At 72.9% G+C, this 26,266-nt stretch carries 16 protein-coding genes and 2 pseudogenes; 11 read left to right on the forward strand and 7 right to left on the reverse strand.

Annotated elements, in window-relative coordinates; genetic code table 11:
- Positions 1-173 precede the first annotated feature (173 nt).
- Positions 174-4,256: a type VII secretion protein EccCa gene (gene eccCa / locus AB0I21_RS24095; RefSeq protein WP_360564300.1), complete on the reverse strand. Its 4,083-nt coding sequence runs from the start codon at positions 4,254-4,256 to the stop codon at positions 174-176.
- Between the two features lie 129 nt (positions 4,257-4,385).
- Between eccCa and eccD the strand changes: the two genes are divergently transcribed.
- Positions 4,386-5,720, forward strand: a complete 1,335-nt coding sequence (eccD, locus tag AB0I21_RS24100; protein ID WP_360564302.1) for a type VII secretion integral membrane protein EccD — start codon at positions 4,386-4,388, stop codon at positions 5,718-5,720.
- 632 nt (positions 5,721-6,352) lie between these two features.
- Positions 6,353-7,621, forward strand: a complete 1,269-nt coding sequence (locus tag AB0I21_RS24105) for a S8 family serine peptidase (RefSeq protein ID WP_360564373.1) — start codon at positions 6,353-6,355, stop codon at positions 7,619-7,621.
- 162 nt (positions 7,622-7,783) lie between these two features.
- Here the strand turns inward: AB0I21_RS24105 and AB0I21_RS24110 are convergent, their stop codons facing one another.
- The 5 genes from AB0I21_RS24110 to AB0I21_RS24130 form a co-directional block, all read right to left on the reverse strand.
- Positions 7,784-8,968: a MarP family serine protease gene (locus AB0I21_RS24110; RefSeq protein WP_360564304.1), complete on the reverse strand. Its 1,185-nt coding sequence runs from the start codon at positions 8,966-8,968 to the stop codon at positions 7,784-7,786.
- Between the two features lie 4 nt (positions 8,969-8,972).
- Positions 8,973-9,596: a CoA pyrophosphatase gene (locus tag AB0I21_RS24115; protein ID WP_344514195.1), complete on the reverse strand. Its 624-nt coding sequence runs from the start codon at positions 9,594-9,596 to the stop codon at positions 8,973-8,975.
- Between the two features lie 26 nt (positions 9,597-9,622).
- Entirely contained in the window at positions 9,623-10,228 is a 606-nt protein-coding gene (locus AB0I21_RS24120) for a TlpA disulfide reductase family protein (protein ID WP_360564306.1), read from the reverse strand.
- Positions 10,225-10,908, reverse strand: coding sequence for an endonuclease III (gene nth / locus AB0I21_RS24125; RefSeq protein WP_360564375.1), 684 nt, complete (start codon positions 10,906-10,908; stop codon positions 10,225-10,227). Before nth ends, AB0I21_RS24120 begins: the two co-directional genes overlap by 4 nt.
- 112 nt (positions 10,909-11,020) lie before the next feature.
- The gene (locus tag AB0I21_RS24130; RefSeq protein ID WP_360564308.1) at positions 11,021-13,717 is read right to left on the reverse strand and encodes a CapA family protein; all 2,697 of its coding nucleotides are present in this window, start codon (positions 13,715-13,717) and stop codon (positions 11,021-11,023) included.
- 249 nt (positions 13,718-13,966) lie between these two features.
- Here AB0I21_RS24130 and AB0I21_RS24135 point away from each other — a divergent pair, with 249 nt between their 5' ends.
- From AB0I21_RS24135 to AB0I21_RS24170, 8 genes and pseudogenes are all read left to right on the forward strand, one after another.
- Positions 13,967-14,644 carry a Crp/Fnr family transcriptional regulator gene (locus tag AB0I21_RS24135; protein ID WP_033363643.1) on the forward strand — a complete coding sequence of 226 codons (678 nt, stop codon included), beginning with the start codon at positions 13,967-13,969 and terminating at the stop codon, positions 14,642-14,644.
- A gap of 107 nt (positions 14,645-14,751) precedes the next feature.
- Entirely contained in the window at positions 14,752-15,390 is a 639-nt protein-coding gene (locus AB0I21_RS24140; protein WP_354889074.1) for a TetR/AcrR family transcriptional regulator, read from the forward strand.
- 1 nt (position 15,391) lies between these two features.
- Positions 15,392-16,189, forward strand: coding sequence for a TIGR03084 family metal-binding protein (locus tag AB0I21_RS24145; RefSeq protein ID WP_360564310.1), 798 nt, complete (start codon positions 15,392-15,394; stop codon positions 16,187-16,189).
- Between the two features lie 56 nt (positions 16,190-16,245).
- Positions 16,246-17,738: pseudogene (locus tag AB0I21_RS24150) on the forward strand (acyclic terpene utilization AtuA family protein).
- Entirely contained in the window at positions 17,735-18,832 is a 1,098-nt protein-coding gene (locus tag AB0I21_RS24155) for an acyl-CoA dehydrogenase family protein (protein WP_360564312.1), read from the forward strand. The pseudogene AB0I21_RS24150 and the gene AB0I21_RS24155 overlap by 4 nt, the downstream one beginning before the upstream one ends.
- Before the next feature lie 3 nt (positions 18,833-18,835).
- A complete protein-coding gene (locus AB0I21_RS24160) occupies positions 18,836-20,416 on the forward strand; it encodes a carboxyl transferase domain-containing protein (RefSeq protein ID WP_360564314.1) in 1,581 nt (526 codons plus the stop codon).
- 14 nt (positions 20,417-20,430) lie between these two features.
- Positions 20,431-22,452, forward strand: coding sequence for a biotin carboxylase N-terminal domain-containing protein (locus AB0I21_RS24165; protein ID WP_360564316.1), 2,022 nt, complete (start codon positions 20,431-20,433; stop codon positions 22,450-22,452).
- A gap of 61 nt (positions 22,453-22,513) precedes the next feature.
- Entirely contained in the window at positions 22,514-23,674 is a 1,161-nt protein-coding gene (locus AB0I21_RS24170; RefSeq protein WP_360564318.1) for an acyl-CoA dehydrogenase, read from the forward strand.
- Here AB0I21_RS24170 and AB0I21_RS24175 read toward each other — a convergent pair.
- Entirely contained in the window at positions 23,628-25,154 is a 1,527-nt protein-coding gene (locus tag AB0I21_RS24175; protein WP_360564320.1) for a serine/threonine-protein kinase, read from the reverse strand. The two genes, AB0I21_RS24170 and AB0I21_RS24175, sit on opposite strands and share 47 nt — an antisense overlap.
- Positions 25,155-25,337: 183 nt before the next feature.
- Between AB0I21_RS24175 and AB0I21_RS24180 the strand changes: the two are divergent.
- A pseudogene (locus AB0I21_RS24180) lies at positions 25,338-26,195 on the forward strand (LacI family DNA-binding transcriptional regulator); the annotation flags it as partial.
- Positions 26,196-26,266: the final 71 nt, after the last annotated feature.

Consider the following 26,266-nt stretch of genomic DNA (forward strand, 5'->3'; position numbering starts at 1 on the left):
CGGACCCCGGCCCGCGTCCACGCCTGAATCTCAGCCGGTCTCGACGCGAACCACGGCCCCCGCGGTAACGTCCCGAGCCCGGCCCGTGCCGACCCGCGGAACTCAGCCGCGCTGAGGTCCGACGCTCAGCCGCTTCTCGATGCGGAACTGAGCCCGCGGCGACGCCCCGAAGCTCAGTCCGTCTCGACGTGCGCGACCTGCACCAGGCGCGCGCCGTCGCGGCGGGTGACCAGCCACCCTCGTCCGGGCGGCAGCGGGCCGGGACGGAGGTTGCCGAGCAGCGCCCCCTCCTCCCGGTCCCCGGACAGCAGCAGCCCCGGCGACGAGAGCTCCCGCAACCGCTGCAGCACCGGCTCGAACAGGGCCCGTGCGGCGCCGCCGCTGCGCCGGGCCACGACCAGGTGCAGGCCGATGTCGCGGGCCTGGGCGAGGTACGGCAGCAGCGGCTCGATCGGATTGCCCGACCCGACCGCGACCAGGTCGTAGTCGTCGACCAGCACGAAACACTCCGGCCCGGTCCACCAGCCCCGGCTGCGCAGCTGCTCCTGGGTCACGCCGGGGCCGGGCAGCCGCCGCTGCATGTACGAGGCGACCGAGGCGATCAGCTCCTCGGTCTCCTGCCCGCCGGTGCCGTCGCCGATGAGGTGCTCGGTGTTCACCGCGCCGAGCAGGCTGCGCCGGTGGTCGACGAGCACGATCCGCGCCTCCTCGGGCGTGAACCGCTCGGTGATCGTCGTGGCCAGCCCGCGCAGCAGCGTCGACTTGCCCGACCCGGCGTCGCCGAAGACCAGCAGGTGCGGCTCCGCGCCGAAGTCGACCAGCGCCGGGCGCAGGTCCGACTCGGCGATGCCGACCGGCAGGTCCAGCCGCTCGCCGGGCTCGGCGGCGGCCGTCATCGCCGCGTGCGGCACCAGGCTCGGCAGCAGCCGCACGCGCGGCGCCGGCGGGCCGTCCCATGCCGCCGCGGCCGCCCTGACCAGGCCGGCCTGGTCGCCGCCGGTCAGTGAGGGCAGCGCGACCAGCAGGTGCAGCCCGTCGGCGGTGACGCCCCGGCCGGGCGACTCCTTCGGCACGTTCGCCGCGGCCTTGCGCGAGGCGTGCGAGTCGCTGTCGTCGCCGAGGCGCAGCTCGATCCGGGAGCCGAGCAGGTCGCGCAGCGCCGGCCGGAAGTCCATCCACCGCGATGCGGACGCGGCCACATGGATGCCGTACGAGAGGCCACGGGTCGCGATGTCGGTGATCGTGCCCTCGAGGTCCTCGTACTCGCCGCGGACGGTCGACCACCCGTCGATCACCAGGAACACGTCACCCCACGGGTCGTCGCCCCAGCGACCATCGCCCGGCGAAACGTCGCCGGCCGAAGGCGCACCCGACCAGACTTCGCCCGACGAGGGTTCGCCTGACGAGAGTTCGCCCGACGAAAGTTCGCCTGGCGAGACGTCGGCCGGCGGGCCGCCGGACGCGACGCCGGCCCGGTGGCGGCGATACGTGGCCATGCTGTCGATGCCGGCCTCCGCGAACCGCCGCTCCCGTTCGGTGAGCAGCGCGGCGACCTCGCCGACGGTGCGGCGGACCGCGGCCGGGTCGAGCCGGCCCGCGACCCCGCCGACGTGCGGGAGATCGCGGAGCCCGAGCAGCTGCCCGCCGCCGAAGTCGAGGCAGTACACCTGAACCTCGACCGGCGTGTGGGTCAGCGCGAGCGCCGCGATCAGCGTGCGCAGCGCCACCGACTTGCCGCTCTGCGTGCCGCCGACGACCGCCACGTGCCCGTTGGCGCTGTCGAGGTTGAGCCACAGCACCTCGCGGCGCTGCACCAGCGGCTTGTCGACGACCGCGACCGGCACCTGCAACGCCCCGCGCAGCCGGGGGTCGGTGACCGCCAGCCCGCGCCCCGGCTCGGGTGCGACCGGGCCCAGCAGCTCGTCCAGCGGCGGCGACGCGTTGAGCGGCGGCAGCCACACCTGGTGCGCGGGGACGCCCTGCCCGACCAGCCGGTCGACGAGGATCTCGAGCAGGCTGGAGGTGGCGGCCGGCTCGTCGGTCGGGTCGGGCCGCGCGACCGGCGGCGGCACGAACCGCGTGTCATACGCCGTGACCCGCCGCCCGTCGCCGTCGGCACCCGGCCTGCGGCGCCGCCGGTGCGCGCCCGACACGTACGCCGTCTTGAACCTGGCCAGCGGCTCGGTGCCGGCCTTCAGATAGCCGTGCCCGGGCGATCGCGGCAGCTCATACGCGTCGGGGACGCCGAGCACCGTGCGCGACTCCAGCGACGAGAACGTCCGCAGCCCGATCCGATACGACAGGTGCGTGTCGAGCCCGCGCAGCCGCCCCTCCTCGAGCCGCTGCGACGCCAGCAGCAGGTGCACGCCCAGCGACCTGCCGACCCGCCCGATCTGCACGAACAGGTCGATGAACTCGGGCTTCGCCTCCAGCAGCTCGCTGAACTCGTCGCAGATCACCAGCAGGCTCGGCAGCGGCGCGAGCGGCGCCCCACCGGCGCGGGCCCGCTCGTAGTCGCGGAGCGAGTCGTAGTCACCCGCGCGCCGCAGCACCTCCTGCCGCCGCACGACCTCGCCGTTGATCGCGTCGGTCATGCGGTCGACCAGCGGCAGCTCCGCCTCCAGATTGGTGATGAACGCGGCGACGTGCGGCAGCCGGTCCAGCCGCGCGAACGTCGCGCCGCCCTTGAAGTCGATCAGCACGAAGTTGAGCGTCTCCGACGAGTGCGTCGCGGCCAGGCCCAGCACCAGCGTGCGCAGCAGCTCCGACTTGCCGGATCCGGTCGCGCCGATGAGCAGCCCGTGCGGCCCCATCCCATCCTGCGCGGACTCCTTCAGGTCGAGCTCCACCGGCTGCCCCTGCGGCCCCACCCCGATCGGCACCCGCAGCCGGTCCCGGTGCGGGCGCGGCGCCCACGCCCTCGCCACGTCGAGCGACCACGGGTCGTCCAGCGCCAGCATCGCCGCCAGGTCCGCACCGGTGTCCCCTCTGGCGTTTTCCTCGTCGGTGCGGCCGGCGACCGCCAACCGCAACGGAGCCAACCGGCGGGCGATCGCTTCGACCTCGGCGGTGGTGAGCTGGTCGGGCACGCCGATGGACTCACCCGGCACGACGGGATCGCCGCCGGTCGGCACCGACGTCGTCACCAGCCGGCCGCCGGACGGATCGAGCACGATCGCGGTCCGATCGGGCAGCCGCGCCGGCGCGCCGCCCAGGTCGATCAGGGTGACCCCGTCGACGCCGCCGTCGGTGCCGAGGTGGGCGCTGCCGGCCAGGTCCCCGCCGTCGAGCACGACGACGATGTGCGGCGACGAGCGCTGCGCCGCCGCCCGGTCGGGCGCGAACCTTCCCCGGTTGGCGAGCAGGTCGTCGAGAAGGCCCTCCAGCTCGACGGCGGAGTCCGCGACGAGCCGGACCGGCCCGACCGCGTCGGTGCGGGTCGGGTGCATCGCGTGCGGCAACCACTTCGTCCACTCCCACCGCTCCCGGCGGTCGGTCGCGGCGCACACCGCCACCAGCAGGTCTTCCGGCGCGTGGAAGACGACCAGTTGCGCCAGCACGGCCCGCACCAAAGCTGTTGATGCCTCATCGGGAGCCTCTGCGCTCAGATGGATGCGGGCGAAGCTGCGCAGCGAGATCGCGACCGGCAGGTCCGGCACCACCGAGCAGGCGTCGAGGAAGCGGCGCAGCGCCCCGGCCGTCAGCGGCTCCAGATCCTCCAGCGGCCCGGTCAGGGGCGGGTGCAGCGGCGTGGCCAGGGTCTGCGGACCGACCGCCACGCGCACGACCGCGAAGTCACCGTCGCCCGGGCGGCGCTCCCACAGCCGGAAGCTGTCCACCGTCGACCACAGCGAACCCGGATCGGGATGCCGGTAGTGCAGGCCCGTGCGCTGCTTCTCCGCCGTGTCGCGGACCTGTCGCCGCAGCGACGCGAGGTGGCGCAGGTAGTCACGGCGCGCCGCCATCATCTGCGCCTTCTTGGGCCCGCTGCCCGCGCCGGCCGAGGTCAGCAGCATGCCCAGCGTCGAGAAGCCGAAGACCGCCCCGATCACGTAGGAGTAGGTGCCGCCGTCACGCCCGGCGAACAGCAGGGCGGTCGCCAGCGTGCCAGTCAGCATGGGCACCACCTGGACCATCTGCTGCCAGCGCGACGGCGGCGCCGGCGGGATCTCGGGCGGCGCCTGGACAACCAGCTCACCGCTCGGGATCTCGGGCGCGGGGCGCCGAGGCAACCGATTGACGACGATCGTGCTCACGCCAGGCACTGTAAGACCTGCACGAGCGGCGTGGGACGAGGTTGCATCGAGAGTTACATCTCAGTCACACAACGTGCGATCCGAGGTCGCGGGGCGCCATCGTGGCATCGATCGTGGTACCCCTGAGGCATGCCCGCAGCATCCCCTGGCCTGGCCCGCGTGACGATCAACTCGCCCCAGCGGCGCGTCGACGTCGCGCTGCCCGACGGCGTCCCGCTGGCCGAGCTGCTGCCCGAGCTGCTGCAGCACGCGGGGGTCGGCCTTGCCGATGACGGCGAGCGGCACGGCGGGTGGCTCCTGCGACGCGGCGACGGCACCGCGCTGTCCACCACCACCGGCCTGGCCGGTCAGGAGGTCCGCGACGGCGCCGTCCTGCACCTGGTCCCGGCCCGGTCGAGCTGGCCCGATCCCGAGTTCGACGACGTGGTCGACGCGATCGCCGCCGGCGCCCGTCGCCAGGGCGTCGCCTGGAGCCCGGCCGCGACGCGGGCCGCCGCGCTCACCGCCGCCGGCGCCGGCCTGGCCGTCGTCCTCGTCGCCACGGTCCGCGGCGATCTGCCGCTGGTCGCGGCGGCCGCCGCGCTGGTCCTCGTCCTCACCGGCACCGTCGCGTCCAGGGCCTATGGCGACGCGCTGACCGGCGCGGTCGTGGCCGCGTCCGGGCTGCCGTTCGCGGCCGCGTTCGGCTGGCTCAGCGCCCCGCCGCTCGCCGACGCCGCCGGGCGCGCCCTGCTGGCCTGCACGGCGCTCCTCGTCATCTCGCTGCTCGCCGGCGTCGGCGTCGCGCACCTGCTCCGGCTCTTCGTCGCCGCGGCGACCGCCGCGCTGCTCGGCGCCGGGGGCGCGTTCCTGGCCGTGCAGCTGCGCCCGGCCGCGGCGGCCGCCGTCGTCCTCGCGGTCGTCGTGGCCGGCGTCGCGGGCACCCCGCTGCTCGCCATCAGGCTGGGCAAGCTGCCCATGCCGGTCGTCGCCCTGCCCGGCGACCTCACCGCGACCGGCGCGGGCCTCGGCACACCACCGGACCGCGACCGCGTCTTCGCGGCCGTCGCCCGCACCGACGAGATGCTCACCGGCATGCTGCTGGGCTCGGCCCTCGTCGCGGGCGTCGCCGCCGCCGTGCTCACCCACTCCCGCGACGTGTCCGGCCTGGTGCTGGTCGCGGTCGCCGGCATGGCCCTGGTGCTGCGCGCCCGGATGTTCGTCACGGTGCGCCACCGTGTGCCGTTACTCGCGGCGGGCGGGTGTGCCCTGGTCGTGCTCGCCCAGTCCGCTCCGCCGGGGGCGGTGCTGACGTCACTGATCGGGGCGGCGGCGCTGGGCACCGCGCTGGTGGGAGCGCGTGCGGCGTTGCGGCCGTTGTCGCCGTACGCGGGCCGCGCCGCCGACATCCTCGACGTCCTCTGCCTGGTGTCGGCGATCCCGCTGGCCTGCGCCGTGCTGGGTCTCTATGGCCTTCTCCGGTGAGACGCATCGCCCTGTACGGAGCCGCTGACGTGAGGAACGCACCAACCGGCACACGGGCCGCTGACGTGAGCACGCACCGACCGGCACGCGGACCGGTGAAGGACTGAAGGAAGGACGCACCAGGAAGGAGACGCGCTGGCGGGTCCGGGTCGACGACATGAGAACGCACCGACCGGCACGCGGACCGCTGACGTGACGTCGCATCGCCCTGTACGGAGCCGCTGACGTGAGGACGCACCAACCGGCACCCGGACCGCTGACGTGAGGACGCACCGGCCTGTGCGCGGGGCGGTGAAGGGCTGAAGGAAGGACGCACCAGGAAGGAGACGCGCTGGCGGGTCCGGGTCGACGACATGAGAACGCACCGACCTGTACGAGCCGGCTGGCATGAGGATGCATCCCGGCCTGCGCGGCCATCGACGTAGGGGACCCGTCGGCTCAATGAGGGGCTTGACGTGAGCTCGCATCGGATCGGGGTTGGTTCTTGGGGGACGTTTAGCGGCTGGTTAAGAATCTGGCGGGACGCTCAGGATGGCTGACAGAGCCTGCCGGCGCGGTCCAGAATGGGTGGCATCGCACCTGTTTCCCTCTTCCGCGCCGCCGCCCGTGGCCTTGTTACGGCGGTCTTCGTGATGCTGGTGTGCCTGGTCGCGGCGCAGCCGGCCAGCGCTGACCAGACCAGGTCGGCGCAGTGGCAGCTCAACGCGCTCGACGCCAAGGGTGCGTGGAAGGTGTCGACGGGCAGCGGGGTGATCGTGGCGGTGCTCGACAGCGGGGTCGACGCGAAGCATCCCGATCTCGCGGGGCAGGTGCTGCCGGGCGTGGACCTCGTCGACGGCGGTGACGGGCGGGTCGATCCGGTCGGGCACGGCACGACGGTCGCGGGGTTGATCGCGGGGCGGGCCGACGACAACAGCGGCGTGGCCGGCGTCGCGCCGGGGGCGAAGATCCTGCCGGTGCGGGTGCTGGACAGGTCGAACAAGTACGACGACCCAGCGGTCGTCGCCAAGGGTGTGCGGTGGGCAGTCGACCACGGGGCGAAGGTGCTCAACCTGTCGCTCGGCGGCGCGCTGCGCAGCGACGAGATCGCCGAGGCGCTGCGGTACGCGGCGACGCACGACGTCGTCGTCGTGGCCTGCACAGGCAACGTGGCGACGGACCCGTCGATCCACGAGGTCTGGTACCCGGCCCGCGAGCCCGGCGTCGTCGCCGTGGCCGGGCTGAGCGGCGGAGGCTCGGCGCAGCCGAGCGCGAAGCCGGCGCCGAGCACGACCGCCAGTGACAACGCCGGCGGTGCGGCGGGCGGGGCGGGCGGGTTGTGGACAGGCTCGTTGACGGGGCCGGAGACGGTGCTGACCGCGCCCGCTGACAATCTCACCGGTGCCAGGCCCGGTGGCGGGTACTGGCAGGTGCAGGGCACCAGCTTCGCCGCGCCGCTGGTGGCTGCGACGGCGTCGCTGGTCAGGGCGAAGTATCCGACGATGAGCGCCGCGAACGTGATCAACCGGTTGATCGGCACGGCGAAGGATCTGGGGCCGGCGGGGCGGGACGACGAGTTCGGGTTCGGCGAGGTCGATCCGCTGGCGGCGCTGCGGGAGCCGGTGGCCGAGGTGGTCGCGAACCCGCTGACCGTGGCACCGCCGAAGGGCGAGGCCGGGAAGCCTGCTCAGAGTGGGGCGGCGCCGAGGGAAGAGGCCACCGAGGTGCCGCAGGAGGGCGGCGCCGCGCCGTTGCCGGCCAGCGAGGCGGCCGGCCTGGCCCGGGCCCGGCAGGTGGCGGACAGGAGCGTGCCGGTCGGGTCGAGCATCACCGTCGGACTGCTGGCGATGCTGCTGATCCTCGCCGCCGGCGCCGCCGGAGTCGTGCTCCGTCACAGAGCCAGGCACGCCAAGCGCTTCTGACACCGGAGCACACCGGGGCCATCGGAGCAGCCCGGAGCACACGGGAGCACACCGGAGCAGTCATCGGAGCCGTAGGACCACGCGGCCACCAGCCGACCACAAACAAGCGTCAGCGAGCCGAAAGACCCCCGGCGGCAATGCCGTACAGGAGGCGAAAAGGCATCAAGCGCACTTGCCTGTGCCTGTCGGGTCGGTGTGGGTCTTGCCGGCGTCGGCGACGACCGCTGCTTCGTCGGCGGTGATGGCGAAGCCCGTGTTCTGGTCGTCGGCGGCGGCGGCGAAGATGACGCCCAGGACGGTGCCGTCGGGGGAGACGAGCGGGCCGCCGGAGTTGCCGCTGCGGACCAGGGCGCGGATCGTGTAGATCTCGCGGGTGACCTTGCCGTCTTCGTAGATGTCGGGGCCGGTGATGTTGCGGTGCTCGCGGATGCGGGCGGACTGGGCGTTGTACGGGCCGTCCAGCGGGTAGCCGATCACGATGGCGTCGGCGTTGGTCTCGGCCTTCTTCGTGGCGAACGGCATGATCGGGGCGTTCAGCCCCTTGACGTAGAGGACGGCGAGGTCACGGTCGGGGTCGTACGCGACGACGACGGCCTTCTTCTGCGAGCCGTTGACCTCGACCGTGGTGGACTTCGTGCCCGCGACGACGTGGGCGTTGGTCATGACGCGGTCGGTGGCGTAGACGAAGCCGGAGCCCTCGATGCGGCGGGAGCAGCTCTGCGCGACGCCGCGGACCTTGACGACGGAGCGCTCCGACTTCTTCACCAGCTCGGAGCCGGCGAGCTTCGGGTCGGGCGCCTCGACCTCGCGGACGCGGGTGGGCGAGAGGCCGTCGAACACGTCGGGGAAGCCGCGCGTGTCGACCGTGTCGCGCAGCGCCTCGGACAGCTTGTCGGCCTCCGAAGGCATGAGCTTGTCGACGCCGTTGAGGATGAACGAGTTGCTCACCGAGCGGGCCAGCCACGGCAGCGACGACTGGCTCAGGGGCGCGGCGACGAGCCAGACCACGACGAGGACGGCGATGACGGAGACGACCGCGCCGCCGGCGTTGTCGAGGCCCTGCGCGGTGCGGTTGACGATCGCCGTGCGCAGCCGGTTGCCGACGAAGCTGGCGAGGGCCTGACCGGCGACCGCGAGCCCGAAGACCGCCGCCAACGAGATGACGACCCGGATCGGGTCGTCATCGAAGTGTTCGGCCACGAGTGGCCCGATGCGCAGTCCGAGCAGCGCGCCGCCGAAGAACCCGGCGAAGGACAGCAGACCAACGAGGAACCCCTGGCGGTAGCCGTTGACGGCGAACATCACCACGAGGAGCACAAGGACGATATCGATCACGCTGCCAGACACGCATTCAGCCTACGGGGGCGGCACCAGGTGTCGGCAGTTCCTCAACCCGGTCTGTCGGCCACTCGACCGCCCATCCGCCGAGTTCCAGCAGCGTGGAGACCACGCCGGCGGTGAACCCCCACACCAACATGTCGTGAATCCGAAACGCCGGACCGATCCAGCCGCTCGGGTGACGCACGCGGAGACGGTTCGCCGGGTCGACCAGGTCACGGATCGGCAGGCGCTCGACCCGGGCCACCTCGGCCGGATCGGCGGGGCCGACGAGATGTGGCGAGCGCCACCACGCGACGACCGGCGTGACGAGGAAGTTGCTCACCGGGATCCACAGGGTGGGCAGGGTCGTGATCACCTCGACGCTCGCCGGGTCGAGCCCGACCTCCTCCTCCGCCTCGCGCAGCGCGCACGCGATCGTGTCGGCGTCGGTCGGGTCGACCGCGCCGCCCGGGAACGCGGGCTGGCCGGCATGGTTCCGCATCGTGGCGGCCCGCTGCAGCATCAGGATGTCGGGGCCGCTCTCCTCCTGCTCGCCGAAGAGCACCAGCACCGCGCTCTGCCGCGGCCCCTCGCCGTCGGGGGTCGGCAGTCGCGTGAAGTCGCTCGCCGAGGTGTCCCGGAGGCGGTCGAGCAGGGGTTGGAGCCAGTCGGGACGGTCACTCACGCGGGCACCTCAATCCCCAGATACCCGGCCGTGAGGGCGCGGATCTTCTCCTCGTCGAGGGCTTCCCCCTGGTACGTGTGGACGATCCGTCCCCCCGGCGCGACGAACAGTGTGGCCGGCAGCGCGCTGGAGACGGGTTTGCCCACCGCCTGGCTCAACGCGATCGAGAACTGCTGGTCGCGGTCCTCCAGCATCGGGAATGTCAGCTTCTTGTCATCGATCACCGACTGCGCGGCGCTCCGCGAGTCCTTGACGACCACGCCGACGACCCGGACCTTGCCGCCGGCCGCCGTCACGAACCGCTGGAACGCGGGCAGCTCCGTGCGGCAGGGCTCGCAGTACGACCCCCACAGGTTGATGATCGTCGGCGCGTTGCCGAGCAGCGCCGCGTCGACGTAGCGACCGCCGTCGAAGCACTTCACGGCCATCGCGGGCAGCGGCTTGCCGTCGTTCGAGGCGGCGGCGGGCGACTCGACGGGGGTCAGGCACGGCGGGCCGGTCGGTGCGGCGGCGGCTGTGTCGTCGGCTGCCGGTGCGTCGCCGGTACAGCCGGACAGGGCGAGCAGGGCGGCCACGACCAGCCCGGTGAGCAGGCGCTTCATGAGGCGAGCGCCAGTTCGGTCAGCTCGGCGACCCGTGGCCCCTTCAACAGGCCGATCGCCGCCTCGAGGCTCGTTTCGCCTATCCCGTACGAGGGGCAGTCGCGCCGCAACGTGCAGGCACCGCACGCCGGTTTGCGGGCGTGACAGACCCGGCGCCCGTGGAAGATCACCCGGTGCGACAGCATGGTCCAGTCGCGGCGCTCGATCAGCGCCCCGACCGCGTGCTCGATCTTCACCGGGTCGGTCTCCGTGGTCCAGTGCCAGCGCTGGGTGAGCCGCTGGAAGTGCGTGTCGACGGTGATGCCGGGCACACCGAACGCGTTGCCGAGGATCACGTTGGCGGTCTTACGCCCGATCCCGGGCAGCGCGACGAGCGCGTCGAGCGTGCCGGGCACCTGCCCGTCGTGCCGATCGATCAGCGCCTGCCCCAGCTTCATCAGCGAGTCGGTCTTGTTGCGGAAGAACCCGAGCGGCACGAGCATGTCCTGCATCTCGATCCGGTCGGCGGCCGCGTACGCGGCGGCGTCCGGGTAGCGCGCGAACAGCTTCGGGGTCACCTGGTTGACCCGCACGTCGGTGGTCTGCGCGGACAGGATCGTGGCGACGGCAAGCTCCAGCGGGGTGCTGAAATCCAGCTCGCAGTGCGCGTCGGGATGGATCTGCGCGAGTGCCCGCCCCATCCTGCGCGCACGCCGCTTCAGCCCCAGCGCAGTCTCAGTCACGCTCCGACTCTACGTCGCCGCCCGGCGGCGACCGGCTCAGCGTCACCGCGCGGAGCCGGCCGGCCCAACGTCAGCCGCCTGGCTGGGTGATGGTCCCGTCGGCGGCGATCTTCGCCCCCGTGGACGGGAAGTCCTGCTTCGTCAGGTTGGAGACGAACGGGATCGCCTGCTTCTTCGGGTCCGGCTTCGGCAGGCCCGGCGCCACCATGTACGTCGCGGTCAGCGATCCGCTCTTGAACGTGCCGTCGCCGGTCATCGTCACCTTGAGCACCCCGCCGATGCCGACGGTGCCGTTGTAGCTCAGCGCCTTGTAGCCGGCGAAGTTGCCGAGGCTGTACGCGATCAGCCGGCCCTTGTAGAACTCCATCGCCCGCATGACGTGCGGCCCGTGCCCGACGACCAGGTCGGCGCCGGCGTCGATCACCTTGTGCGCGAACGCGATCGTGTCGCACCGGTTCTCCCCGAGGAAGAACTCCGTGCCGGGCTTGGTGTGCGTCTTGTCGGAGCCTTCCGCGCCCTGGTGGACCTGGACGACGACCAGGTCGGCCTTGGTCGCGGCCTCCTTGATGATCGTCTCCGCCGCGCCGAGGTCGCTGCACAGGTTCGACCACTTGTATGACGAGAACCCGACGACCGCGATCTTCACGCCCTTCGCCTCGCCGACCGAGATCATCCCCGGCCATCCGGTGTACTTGATCCCGGCGCCGTCGAGGGCTTTCTGCGAGTTCTTGTACCCGACCTCACCGAAGTCGTAGGCGTGGTTGTTCGCCATGGTCATCATGTGGAACCCGGCGTCCTTGAGGTTGCTGACGTAGCCGGGCGGGGTCCGGAACGCGAAACACGTCTTGCCGGCCGACTCCGCGGAGCACTTGCCGACGCCCGTGTCCTCGGTCAGCACCTGCTCCAGGTTGCCCATCTGGAAGTCCGCGGTCAGGAACTCCTTGACCGGGTCGAAGAACCCCTTGCCGTTGTTGGGCGGCAGCCCGCCCGGCGCCATGCCCATCACGATGTCGCCGGTGGCGGTCATCGTGACCTCCTGCCCGGCCGCCCCGCCCGCCGCGGGCGCGGACGTGCCGCCGCCCGGCGTGCTCGCCTGGCCGCCCGGCTGCGCGACCGCCGGCTGGCTCTTGGCCGGCTCCGGGTCGTCACCGCCCAGGAACGTCGCCGCGCCCGCCGTCCCGGCCCCGATCACCAGCGCCGCGAGCACGCCCAGGATGATCGCCGTCCGGCGGCCGCCCCCGCTCTTCTCCGGCGGCGCCTCCCCGGGCAGCGGCAGCTTCCGCCGCCCGGCCCGCTCCTCGGGCTGATACGCCTGCGCCGCGAACAGGTCGTCCGGCCCGCGGGTCGCCCCCGGGTCCGGCGCCCGCGTGGCGTTGTAGACCGGCCCGGCCGCCTGGGCGCCGTAGACCGGCCCCGAGGACTGCCCGGTGCCGAAGCCCCGGCCGGAGGGGCCGTCGTTGTAGCTGGGTCCTTCGCCGTACGCGGTTCCTTCGCCGTACAGCGGACCGCTCACCGCACCGCCCGAGGCCCGCAGCCCGGCGTCGCGGAACGTGCCCGTGGCCTGCGGGTGCGGATCCCTGAGCGGCCCCGACGGCGGCACGTCCCGCAGCGCGCCGCCCTGCGGGTCGCCGTCGCGGAACGTCCCCGTCGCCGGCGGCCGGCCTTCCCGGAACGCACCGGTGGCCTGCGGGTCCGCGTCACGGAACGTCCCCGTCGCGGGCGGGCGGGCCTCCCGGAACGCGCCCGCGGCCTGCGGGTCCGCGTCGCGGAACGTGCCGGTCGCGGGCGGGCGGCCGTCACGGAACGAGCCGGTGGCCTGCGGGTCGCCGTCGCGGAAGGTGCCGGCGGCCTGCGGGTCGCCGTCGCGGAAGGTCCCCGTCGCCGGCGGCCGGGCCTCCCGGAACGCGCCCGTGGCCTGCGGGTCCGCGTCGCGGAACGTGCCGGTCGGCTCGGCGCCGGGGACGGCGGCGGCGCCATACGTGCCGCTCACCGGCCTGGCGCTGCCGCGGACCTGGCCCGTGGCCGGCGCGCCCGGGTCGAACAGCGGTCCGGCCGGCGAAGCGCTCCCCCGGACCTGCCCCGTCGGCTGCCCGCCGGTCTCGAACATGGAGCCCGACGGCTGCGCGCTCCCCCGGACCTGGCCGGTGGCCGGCGCGCCCGGGTCGAACAGGGAGCCGGTCGGCTGGGCGCTGCCCCGCGCCGGAAGGCCCGCGTCGAACGGCGGGGGCGGCGGCGCGGCCGAGCCCCGCACCGGGGGCGGGCCGTCATAGCCGGCCGGCGCGGCACCCCGCGGCGGGCCGGCCGGGTCGAACAGCGGTCCGGCCGGCGAAGCGCTCCCCCGGACCTGGGAGGTGCCCTGCGCACCCCCGCCGAAGGCCGGGCCGGAAGTCGGCTGCGGGCCGCGGGCGTCGTCGGGCGCCCACGCGCTGGGCGGCTGCGTCGCCCGGAAGTCGCCGCCGCGCAGCTCGCCGCCCTGCGGATCGCCGGGACGAGGATCGCCAGCACGGGGATCGCCGGAGCGGGGGTCAGGACGGGTGTCGGCGCGCCAGGCGGCCGTCGCGGGATCGGCACCACGACCGTCGCCGCCCCAGACGGCGGCACCGGCGTCGGCGCCCCACGCCGCAGTCCCGGGCTCGGCGGCCCAGTCGCCGGCGCGCGGATCCTGGCCGGGCGGGCCGTAACCTTCGTCGCGGCCGGGCGGTTGGTCCTGTGGAGGCTGCTCGCGATCGTCGGGCCAACGGGAAGGCGATCCGCCGTACACCGTCATGCGCTTCCCACCCCACAGCTGAAACCGGTGGGGTCCACTCGCCCCGCGGCGAACATATCGCACCCCCGCGACCTCGTGACCGTCCGGTTCCGCTGCGTCACCGGTACCGTCGAGAAGGGGCGCGCCCGCAGGTCGGCATGTATTGTGATCACCCTGCCCGACGCCCGGGAGACGACCCCGTGTGCATAAACTGACGTTCGCGTGATTGCTCATGGCGAGCGACGCGCCGACGGATTCGAGGTGGACGCGATGGACGAGGTACTGGCGCGCAGCGGCATTTTCCAGGGCGTCGAGCCCGAGGCTGCCGAATCCCTCGCCAAGGAGATGGAGACGATCGACGTCCGCAAGGGCGAGATCGTGTTCAGTGAGGGCGAGCCGGGCGACAGCCTGTACATCGTGCTGTCCGGAAAGATCAAGGTGGGTCGCCGCGCCGCGGACGGCCGGCAGAACCTGATCGCCGTGATGGGCCCGAGCGACATGGTCGGCGAGCTGTCGCTCTTCGACCCGGGGCCGCGCACCGCGACCGCCACGGCGGTGCTCGACACGCGGCTGGCCCGGCTGCGCAAGCAGGCGCTGCGGCCCTGGCTGACCAACCGGCCGGAGATCGCCGAGCAGCTGCTGCGCGTGCTGGCCAGGAGGCTGCGCCGCACCAACGACGCCCTCGCCGACCTGATCTTCACCGACGTGCCGGGCCGGGTCGCCAAGACCCTGCTGCAGATGGCGGGCCGCTTCGGCACCCGCGACGGCGGCGTCCTGCGGGTCAACCACGACCTGACCCAGGAGGAGATGGCGCAGCTCGTCGGCGCCTCGCGCGAGACGGTCAACAAGGCCCTCGCCGACTTCGCCTCCCGCGGCTGGCTCCGCCTCGACGGCAAGAGCGTCATCATCATGGACCCCGAGCGCCTGGCCCGCCGCGCCCGCGTCTGAGGCACAGAGGAACAGGACCACAGAGAAACAGGACAGAGGAGCGGAACAGACACCCCAAAAAGGCACGCCGCCGCGTGCCTTTTTGCTTGCGGTCAAAAAAGTCAGGCTTGACTGTTTGTTTTGAACGGGCCAACCTCGAAGGTGTGAGCGCAACCCGAGCCCCGCAGCAGGAGCGCAGCCGCGCCACCCAGCAGCGCCTGCTGGAGGCGACCGTCGACTGCCTGGTCCTGCACGGCTGGTCGGGCGCCACGACCACCGTCATCGCCGAGCGCGCCGGCGTCTCCCGCGGCGCCCAGCTGCACCACTACCCGACCCGCGCCGCCCTGGTGCTCGCCGCCGTCACGCACCTCGCCGAGCGGCGGGCCGAGGAGATCCGCACCGAGGCGGCCGCGCTCACCGGCGACCGCGACGAGCGGCTCGACAAGGTCCTGGACATGCTGGCGGCCGCGTTCACCGGTCCGTTGTTCGTCGCCGCCCTCGAGGTGTGGGTCGCCGCCCGCACCGACGCCGACCTCCGCGACGCGCTGGTGCCCCTGGAGGCGCGGGTGGGCCGCGAGATGCACCGCCTGACGGTCGAGTTGCTCGGGGCCGACGAGCGCCGCCCGGGCGTCCGCGAGGCGGTGCAGGCGACCCTCGACCTGCTGCGCGGCCTCGGCGTGGCCAACCTGCTCACCGACGACAGTCACCGCCGCGGCCAGCTGCTCGCGGCGTGGAAAGTGCAGCTCACGACGATCCTGGGGACCTGAGATGGTGACGTTGGACGACGTCCTGCAAGACCTGGAGGCGGAGTCGGCATCGCTCGACCGCCTCGTGTCGGCGCTGGACGACAAGGACTGGAGCCGGCCGACCCCCGCGCAAGGGTGGACGGTCGCGCACCAGATCGCGCACCTGCACTGGACCGACACGGTGGCGACCCTCGCGGCGACCGACCCGGCGGCGTTCATCGAGCGGATGAGCGCGATCGAGGACCCGTTCACGATGGTGGACCGCGCGGCGGCCGAGCACATCGCCCCGCCCGAGGAGCTGCTGCGCCGCTGGCGCGACGGCCGCGACGCGCTGGCGAAGGCGCTGGCCGGTAGACCCAAGGACGAGAAGCTGCCGTGGTTCGGCACCGCGATGTCGCCGCTGTCGAGCGCGACGGGCCGGATGATGGAGACGTGGGCGCACGGCCAGGACGTGGCCGAGACGTTCCCGGAGCGGCCCGACGCCCAGGAGCACCGCCGCCCGACGGACCGCCTGCGGCACGTGGCCAACCTCGGTTTCCGCACGATCGGGCACAGCTTCCTCAGCCACGGCCGTGGCGCGCCGGCGGGCCCGTTCCGGGTCGAGCTGTCCACGGTGGACGGCGCGCTGTGGACGTTCGGACCCGAGGACGCGCCGAACCGGGTCGCCGGCCCGGCCCTGGACTTCTGTCTGCTGGTCACCCAGCGCAGAAACCCGGCCGACCTCGGGCTGCAGGCCACCGGTGACGAGGCGCGGGAGTGGATGACCCTCGCCCAGGCGTTCGCCGGGCCGCCCGGGCAGAAGCGGGAGCCGCGGCAGTGATCCGCGTCGGCAACGCCTCGGGGTTCTACGGCGACCGCGCCACCGCCTGGCAGGAGATGCTCGACGGCGGCCCGCTCGACGTGCTCACCGGCGACTATCTCGCCGAGCTGACCATGCTGATCCTGGCCAAGGACCGCATGAAGGACCCGGGCACCGGCTACGCCAAGACGTTCCTCAGGCAGCTGGAAGGCTTCCTGCAGACCGCCCGCGACCAGGGCACGAAGATCGTCACGAACGCCGGCGGCCTCAACCCGGCCGGCCTGCGGAAGGCGATCGAGGCCGTCGCGCCGGGCGTCAAGGTCGCGCACGTGGAGGGCGACGCCATCGCGCCCAACGCCAACGCGTACCTCGGCGCGTTCGGCATCGCCGAGTGCCTCAAGGCCGGTGCGGACGTCGTCGTCACCGGCCGGGTCACCGACGCGTCCCTGGTCGTCGGCCCCGGCATCGCCCGCTACGGCTGGACCCCCGGCGACCTCGACGCCCTCGCCGGCGCCACCGTCGCCGGCCACATCCTCGAGTGCGGCGCCCAGGCGACCGGCGGCAACTACTCGTTCTTCACCGAGATCCCCGACCTCGACCATGCCGGCTTCCCGATCGCCGAGCTGCACGGGGACGGGTCGTCGGTCATCACCAAGCACCCCGGCACCGGCGGCGCCGTCACGGTCGACACGGTCACCGCGCAGCTGCTGTACGAGATCGGCGCCCCCGAGTACCTCGGCCCGGACGTCACCACCCACTTCGACACGATCCGGCTCACCCAGCTCGGACAGGACCGGGTCGAGGTCACCGGGGTCAAGGGCAGCCCCCCGCCGGACACGCTGAAGGTCGGCACCATCGCCCTCGGCGGCTTCCGCAACAGCATGACGTTCGTCCTGTGTGGACTGCGCATCGAGGAGAAGGCGGCCCTCGTCGAGCGGCAGCTGCGGCGCAGGCTGGACCACCCGATGGAGTTCACGCTGGCCCGCACGGACCACCCCGACGCCGACGACGAGCAGCGGGCGAGCGCGCTGCTGGCCGTGCACATCAAGAGCACCGACCAGAAGGCGGCCGGCCGGGCCTTCTCGCAGGCGGCCGTCGAGCTGGCCCTGGCCTCCTACCCCGGCCTCACGCTGACCGGCCCGCCGGGCGACGCCACGCCCTTCGGAGTGTTCTCAGCGGGTTCGGTACCGCGCGGCGAGGTCCCGCACGTCGCGGTCCTGCCTGACGGCAGCACAGTGGAGGTCCGATGAGAGTGCCGCTGGGGACGCTGTTCGGGGCCAGGTCCGGCGACAAGGGCGGCGACGCCAACATCGGCGTCTGGGCACGCTCCGACGAGGCGTACGCGTGGCTGCGGGCCACGCTCACCGAGGACCTGCTCAAGACGCTGCTGCCGGAGGTCCGCGACGTCAGCCGGTATGAGCTGCCGAATCTCCGCGCGCTCAACTTCGTCGTGCGCGGCATCCTCGGCGACGGGGTCGCGGCCAGCACCCGCTTCGACCCGCAGGGCAAGGCCCTCGGCGAGTGGCTGCGATCGAGGGTCGTCGACATCCCCAACGAGCTGCTGCCATGATCGACGCGTTCGCGAAGCCGGAGCTGCGGGACCTTGTGCGGAAATTCACCCGCAACGAGATCGTGCCGCACCTCGACGCGTGGGAGCGGGCCGGCGAGGTGCCGCGCGACCTGCACCGCAAGGCCGCCGAGCTGGGCCTGCTCGGGATCGCGTTCCCGGAGGAGGTCGGCGGCGAGGGCGGCGACCTGCTCGACTCGATCGTGGTCACCGAGGAGATCATCCAGTCGGGTGGCTCGTCGGGGCTGATCGCGGCCCTGTTCACCCACGGGATCGCGCTGCCGCACATCGTCGCGAGCGGCGACGCCGACCTCATCGACAGGTACGTGCGGCCCACCCTGCGCGGCGAGCGCATCGGCTGCCTGGCGATCACCGAACCTGACGGCGGATCCGACGTCGCCGGGATCCGGACCACCGCGAAGACCGACGGCGACTCGTACACCGTGAACGGCACGAAACTCTTCATCACCAGCGGCGCCAGGGCCGACTTTGCCACCACTGCGGTGCGGACCGAGGACGGCGTGCGGCTGGTCGTGGCGGAAGGCTTCACCGTCACCAGACGGCTGGAGAAGATGGGCTGGCACTGCTCGGACACCGCCGAGCTGTCCTTCGTGGACGTGCGGGTGCCGAGAAGCCACGACGTCGGCGGCATCCAGACGCTGCTGGCGCACTTCGCCGCCGAGCGGCTGTCCCTCGCCGTGCAGTGCTACGCGACCGCGCAGCGGTGCCTCGACCTGACGCTCGCCTGGGTCCGCGACCGGCACACGTTCGGGCGGCCGCTCGCCGGTCGGCAGCTGGTCATGCACCGGCTCGCCGAGATGGCCCGGCAGGTCGACGTCGCCCGCACCTATGTGCGACACACCGCGCTGCGTGTCGCAAGCGGCGATCAACTCGTTACGGAGGTGGCGATGGCGAAGAACACGGCGGTCGCGGCCTGCGACCACGTCGTCGACCAGGCCGTGCAGCTGCACGGTGGCCTCGGGTATCTGCGCGACGCCGAGGTCGAGCGCCATTACCGGGACGCTCGGATCATGGGCATCGGCGGCGGGACCACGGAGATCATGAACGAGATCATCGCGAAGCAGTTGGGGGTCTGAGGCATGCCGATCCTGACCAGTGCGTTGGACCCGCGCGGGGCCGCCTACCTGGACAACCGGGAGGCGATGCTGGAGCGGCTGACCGAGCTGGACTCGGCGCTGCGGCAGGCCCGCGGCGGGGGCGGCGAGAAGTACGTGACCAGGCACCACGCCCGCGGCAAGCTGCTGCCCCGCGAGCGGATCGAGCTGCTGGTCGACCGCGACTCGCCGTTCCTGGAGATCTGCCCGGTCGCCGCGTGGGGCACCGACTACCCGGTCGGGGCGAGCGTCGTCACCGGCATCGGCATCGTCGAGGGCACGCCGTGCGTGATCGTGGCGAACGACCCCACGGTCCGCGGCGGCGCGGTCAACCCGTTCTCGCTGAAGAAGACCCAGCGGGCGGGGCAGATCGCCCGCGAGAACCGGCTGCCGATGATCAACCTGGTCGAGTCCGGCGGCGCGGACCTGCCCCAGCAGGCGGAGATCTTCATCCCGGGCGGTGCGGCGTTCCGCGACCTGACCCGGCTGTCGGCGGCGGGCATCCCGACGGTCGCGGTGGTGTTCGGCAACGCGACGGCCGGCGGCGCGTACGTGCCCGGCATGTCGGACTACACGATCTTCGTGCGGGACCGGGCGAAGGTGTTCCTCGCCGGCCCGCCGCTGGTGAAGATGGCCACCGGCGAGACCGTCGACGACGAGACGCTCGGCGGCGCCGCGATGCACGCCTCCCGCTCCGGCCTGGCCGACTACATCGCGGAGGACGAGCGCGACGCGCTCCGCCTCACCCGGGGCGTCGTCCGCAATTTCGGGCATTCCGTCGGCCGGAGCTACGGCGCCGAGCCCAAGTTCGACGCCGATGACCTCCTGGGCATCCCGAGCGCCGATCTCCGCGTCCCCTTCGATCCCCGCGAGATCCTCGCGCGGATCCTCGACGGCAGCGAGTTCGACGAGTTCAAGCCCGCCTACGGGCAGGCCCTGTGCACCGGCTGGGGCGCCATCCACGGCCACCGCATCGGCGTCCTCGCCAACGTCCGCGGCGTGCTCTTCTCCGCCGAGGCGCAGAAGGCGGCCCAGTTCATCCAGCTCGCCAACGCCGCCGGCACGCCGCTGCTCTTCCTGCAGAACACCACCGGGTACATGGTGGGCAGCGAATACGAGCAGGGCGGCATCATCAAGCACGGCGCGCTCATGATCAACGCGGTGGCGAACTCCAGGGTCCCGCACGTGACGGTCAACATCGGCGCGTCCTACGGCGCCGGCAACTACGGCATGTGCGGCCGCGCCTTCGAGCCGCGGTTCCTCTTCACCTGGCCCAACGCCAAGTCGGCCGTCATGGGCCCGCAGCAGCTCGCCGGGGTGCTGTCGATCGTCGCCCGGCAGGCCGCGGAGGCCAAGGGCCACGCCTACGACGAGGAGCAGGACCGCACCATGCGGTTCATGGTGGAGCACAAGGTCGAGCAGGAGTCGGCCGCCCTGTTCCTGTCCGGCCGCCTGTACGACGACGGCGTCATCGACCCGCGCGACACCCGCACCGTGCTCGGCATGTGCCTGGCACTCGTCCGTTCAGGTGACCAGAACCCCAACTTCGGCGTCTTCCGCCTCTAAGCAAAGGACCAGCCGTGATTCGCAGGCTACTTGTCGCCAACCGCGGCGAGATCGCCCGGCGGGTGTTCGCCACCTGCCGGGCGATGGGCGTCGAGACGGTCGCCGTCTACTCCGACTCCGACGCCGACGCGCCGCACGTCGCCGAGGCCGACTACGCCGTCCACCTGCCGGGCAACGCGCCGGCCGCCACCTACCTGCGCGGCGACCTGCTCATCGCGGCGGCCCGCAAGTGCGGCGCCGACGCGGTGCACCCCGGCTACGGGTTCCTGTCGGAGAACGCCGAGTTCGCGCGGGCCGTCATCGACGCCGGGCTCACCTGGGTCGGGCCGTCGCCGAAGGCGATCGCGCTCATGGGCTCGAAGATCGAGGCGAAGGCGCTGCTCGCCGACGTGGGCGTGCCGATGCTGCCGACCGCGCTCGAGCCCGAGCAGGTGGAGGCGTTCCCGGTCCTGGTGAAGGCGTCCGCGGGCGGCGGCGGCCGGGGCATGCGCATCGTGCGGGACCGCGAGTCGCTCGCGGAGGCGGTCGCGGCCGCGCGGCGCGAGGCGGCGTCGGCGTTCGGCGACGGCACAGTGTTCTGCGAGCGGTACATCGAACGCGCCCGCCACATCGAGGTCCAGATCATGGCCGACTCGCACGGCAACGTCGTGACGCTCGGCGAGCGCGAGTGCTCCATCCAGCGCCGGCACCAGAAGATCGTCGAGGAGACGCCGTCGCCGGCCGTCGACCCGCAGCTGCGGGACCGGCTCTGCCAGGCGGCGATCGCCGCCGCCCGGGCGGTGTCCTACGTGGGCGCCGGCACCGTCGAGTTCCTCCTCGCGCCGTCGGGCGAGTTCTTCTTCCTGGAGATGAACACCCGCCTGCAGGTCGAGCACCCGGTCACCGAGTGCGTCGTCGGCGTCGACCTCGTGCGGCTCCAGCTGGTCGTCGCCGAGGGCGGGTCGCTGCCGTTCAACGGCCCGCCGCCGCTGCGGGGGCACGCGATCGAGGTCCGCCTGTACGCCGAGGACCCCGCCTACGCGTGGATGCCCTCGACCGGCACGCTGCACCGCTTCGACGTGCCGGGCGTCGCGCACGCGTTCGGCCCGCTGCCCGCCCCGGGGCTGCGCCTGGACGCCGGGGTCGTGGACGGCTCCGTGGTCGGCGTGCACTACGACCCGATGCTCGCGAAGCTCATCGCCTGGGCGCCGACCCGCGCCGAGGCCGCCCGGATGCTGTCCAACGCCCTCGCCCGCGCCCGCTTCCACGGCGTCACCACCAACCGGGACCTGCTGGTGCGGGTGCTGCGGCACTCGGCGTTCCTGGCCGGCGGCACCGACACCGGCTTCCTCGACCGGCACCCCGAGGTCTTCGTGCCGCTGCTGTCCTCCGTGGACGCCGTGCGCCTGTCGTGCCTCGCCGCCGCGCTGTCCGGCGCCGCCCGCCGCGCCAAGCGGGCCACCCTGCCGGGGCTGCCCTCCGGATGGCGCAACGTCCCGAGCTCGCTGCAGTCGGTGGTGTACGAGGGGCCGACCGGCATCATCGAGGTCGGCTACCGGCTGGACCGCCTCAACGACCTGGCCGCCTGGGCGGTGCGCCGCGTCGACCCCGACGACGTCGACCTGCCGGGCGCCGCGCTCGACCCGGCCGGCGCGCCCGACCACCCGCCGGTCGAGATCCTGTCCGCGACCGGCGACCAGGTCGTGCTCGACGTCGCCGGGGTGCGGCTGCACTTCTCCGTGCACGAGGTCGGTCCGGTGTCCTACGTGGACAGTCCCGAGGGTTCGGTGACGCTGGCCGAGCTGCCCCGCTACCCGCTGCCGGTCGCCGAGCAGCCCGAAGGTTCCCTGATCGCACCGCTGCCCGGCGCGGTCGGCCGCGTGCTCGTCGTGCCCGGCCAGCGGGTCGCCGCCGGCGAGCTGCTGCTGACCGTGGAGGCGATGAAGCTCGAACACCCCGTCCACGCCCCCACCGACGGGGTCATCAGCGACCTGCGGGTCGCCGCCGGCTCGCAGGTGGAGTCGGGAGCCCTGCTGGCGGTGCTGTCGCCGGCCTAGCTCTGGTTATCGCTATTTGCGACTGTCGCTTTGATTTCCGCCCGATTGGAGCCCACCCCTCATGGACTTCGACTACACCCAGGAACAGCAGGACCTCCGCGACGCGGTGGCGAAGCTCGGCAAGCGCTACGGGCACGAGTACTTCGTGCGCAAGGCGAAGGCCGGCGAGCACTCCGACGAGCTGTGGGACGAGGCGGCCAAGCTCGGCTACCTCGGCGTCAGCGTCCCCGAGGAGTTCGGCGGCGGCGGTGGCGGCATCACCGAGCTGGCGATCGTCTGCGAGGAGCTGGCCGCGGCCGGCGCGCCGCTGCTGCTGCTCGTGGTGTCGCCCGCGATCGCCGCGACGATCGTCGACCGGCACGGCACGCAGGCACAGCGGTCCCGCTGGCTGCCGGGCTTCGCCGACGGCACGCGGAAGGTCTGCTTCGCCATCACCGAGCCCGACGCCGGCTCCAACTTCCACAAACTGTCCACCGTGGCCCGCCGCGACGGCGACGACTACGTGATCACCGGCCGCAAGGTGTACATCTCCGGCGTCGACGAATGCTCGCAGGTCATGCTCGTCGCCCGGATGGCCGACGACCGCACCGGCAAGCTCAAGCCGGCGCTGTTCATGGTCCCCACGGACGCCCCCGGACTCACCATGTCCAAACTGGACATGGAGATCGTGTCGCCGGAGAACCAGTTCCTGCTGTTCTTCGACGAGGTGCGGGTCCCGGCCTCCTGCCTGATCGGCGAGGACCCCGACGCGGGCCTGCCGGCGCTGTTCTCCGGCCTCAACCCGGAGCGGATCACGGTCGCGGCGATGGCCTGCGGCACCGCGCGGTATGCGCTGGAACGGGCCTCCACCTACACCGCCTCCCGCTCCGTCTGGGGCCGCCCCATCGGCAGCCACCAGGGCGTCGCGCACCCCATGGCGCACGCGCACATCCAGGTCGAGCTGGCCCGGCTCATGGTCGCGAAGGCGGCGGCCCTCTACGACGCGGGCCGCGACCTGGAGGCGGGCGTCAACGCCAACATGGCCAAGTACGCGTCGGCGGAGGCGTCGGCGCTGGCCGTGGACACCGCGATCCAGGCACACGGCGGCAACGGCATGACCACCGAGTACGGCGTCGCGACCCTGCTCGGCGCCACCCGCGCCGGCCGCATCGCGCCGGTCTCGCGGGAGATGATCCTCAACTTCGTCGCCCAGCACCTGATGGGGCAGGAGAAGTCCTACTGACGCGCAGCTGCTGGCCGGTGAACGTGCCCGGCGGCTCGCCGGCCAGGCAGCGGAACGTGGTCGGTCCCGCCTGCTGCTGCGCCACGTCGGGCAGCAGCACGTCCACGTCCCATCCCACCGCCGGCAGGTACACGAGCAGCAACGTCTTCACGCTGCACACCTCGCGGACCGTCTGGCTGTCCTGGGCCGACCGCACCTGGCTGCCCTTGGGAAGCTCGCCGTAGGCGAACACCTCCCAGGTGTGCGGCGTCTCACAGCCGACCGGCTTCTTGGCCGCGTCGAAGCACTCCACGGTCTGCGAGCAGCGGGCGGCCTTCGGCGCGGTCGGCGGGCAGGCGATCGTCGCCGGGACGCCCTTCTCGGGGGCCGCGCTCGCGGTCGGGCTCTTCGCCGGGTCCGGGCCTTCCTTCTTGCCGGCCTTCAGGTTGTACGCGATACCGGCGCCGGCGAGGGCCGCCACGAGCAGCAGGACGGCCGCGGCGACCAGGATGAACCGCTTGGCGCCCGGCGGCGGGGTCGGCGTGTCGAGCACGATCTCCGGCCGCTCTTCGATGCCGTGCTGGACCGTTTTGTCGGGATCCTCCCTCATCTCGGTCGGCGGCTTCGACGTGTACACCGGCTCCACCGGCGGCGATCCGAGCGGCGGGACGACCACCTGCGGCGGCGCTTCCAGGCGCAGGTTGATCAGCTGGTCGCGGAGCTCGATCGCGGACGGCCGGGCGGTCTCGTCGTTGGCCATGCCGGCCCGCAGCACCGCCATCAGGCTCTCGGGGCAGCCGGGCAGGTCGGGGATCTGCTCGTTGAACATGTCGACCAGCGACAGCAGGCTCGGCGCCTGGTCCTCCCGCCACCGCGGCGGGCGCCCACGCATGAGCGCGTACAGCGTGGCGCACAGCGAATACACGTCCGCGGACCCGGCCGGCGGCGACTGCCGGAACGTCTCCGGCGGCGCGTAGGCCGGCGTCAGCGTGTCGAGCGTCATGGACTCGTCGCGCCACTCGGCCAGGATCGCCAGCCCGAAGTCCGCGAGCGCCGGCTCCCCGAACCGGCTGAACAGGATGTTCGCCGGCTTCACGTCCCGGTGCAGCACCCCCAGCGCGTGCGCGTCGGCCAGCGCATCAGCGATCTTGAACCCGACGTCCCGCGCCTCGGCCGCGCTGAGCGGCGAGTCCCGCATCCGCTCGGCGTACGACCCGTCGCACAGCTCCATGATCAGGTACGGGTGCCCGAGGTCGGTGACCCCCGCGTCGAACAGGTCGACCACGTGCGGGTGGCTCGACATCCGCCCGGCGGCCCGCGCCTCCCGCATGAACCGCCGCCGGTCCCGCTCGGACTCCAGCGTGCGATGCTCGACCTTGACCGCCACCTCCCGCCCGACCGACTCCTGCGTCGCCCGGTAGACGGTCGCATACCCGCCACGCGCAAACACGGTCAACCCGGTCATCCCGGGCACCGTCGGCAGGGGTACGGCATCGGCCACGGCTAGAACGGTACGACAGCCACCCGACATTCGCCGTCACGCATCGGCCACAACCCCCACCAGCCATCGATACCCGGGCATCCGCTGATCGTCCACAGGAGCCGTCGCCCCGCCCGTCGCGCAGGAGCCGCTGACCCCGTCCGTGCCCGTCGGTGCCCGTCCGCCGCCTGACGCGCAGGCGCGCTGGAGATGCAGTTCGTGCGGCCGGATGTGGTCCGTGTGGAGTGGCAGCTGTACGAGCTGGACACGGGCGCGCTCGTCCGGTGCCCGCCGAAGGACGACTCGTATCGGACCATCGCGGTGCCGCCGGTCCTGGCTGCGATGCTGCGGGAGCAGATCGGGCGGTCGAGGCCGAAGGCGTGCGCATGTCACGGCTTCACCTACGCGTTCAGCGGTCACAGGGAGGCGAACGGAGCTGCCCCGGCGCCAGGGCCGAAGCTTGTCGACGTCGCCCGGCTGGCCGGCGTGTCCACAGGGACGGTGTCCAACGTGCTCAATCAGCGTTCGATCGTGACGGACGTCACCTGGGCGGCGGTGGGCTCGGCGATCGCCGAGCTGGGGTACGTGCGCGGTGCCCGGTCCGGCGAGCTGGCCTCGCACTGGCGGCGGAGCGGGTTCGCCACCTGGCTGTTCAAGCCGGCGGCGACCGGCTGGCATCCGGCCTCCGCGCCTGCGCTGCCGCGTCCCGTGCCGCTGCTCGGCGAGCCGTGGCCGGGCATCCCGCTTCGCGGGCGCGACGCCTCGGGGCGGGCTACGGCGTGCTGGGCGCCGATCGCTCCCGGGCTTACCCCGCACGGGTTGCGGCACTCGTACAAGACGCTCATGGTGCAGCTGGGCACGCCGCCGGTGGTGATGGACGAGCACATGGGGCACGAGGACGGCTCGATCGGCGCCCGGTACTCCCATGTCACCAAGGAGATGGTCCGGCGACTCCTGGAGGGCCTGACGGAGGTCTGGGAGGACGCGCTGGTCGAGCGGCGGCGGATGGCTCCCGGGTCGCCGGTGGCGGTCCTGGACCGGATGCTGCGGGAGGGGAGGTGACCGGCCGGGAGCGGGGTTGTCTCCCCGGCGTCTCCCAGAGCGGTCCCGGACACCAAGAAGGGCCGGTGTCC

The organism is Dactylosporangium sp. NPDC050588 (assembly GCF_040654975.1).
Lineage (GTDB): Bacteria > Actinomycetota > Actinomycetes > Mycobacteriales > Micromonosporaceae > Dactylosporangium > Dactylosporangium maewongense.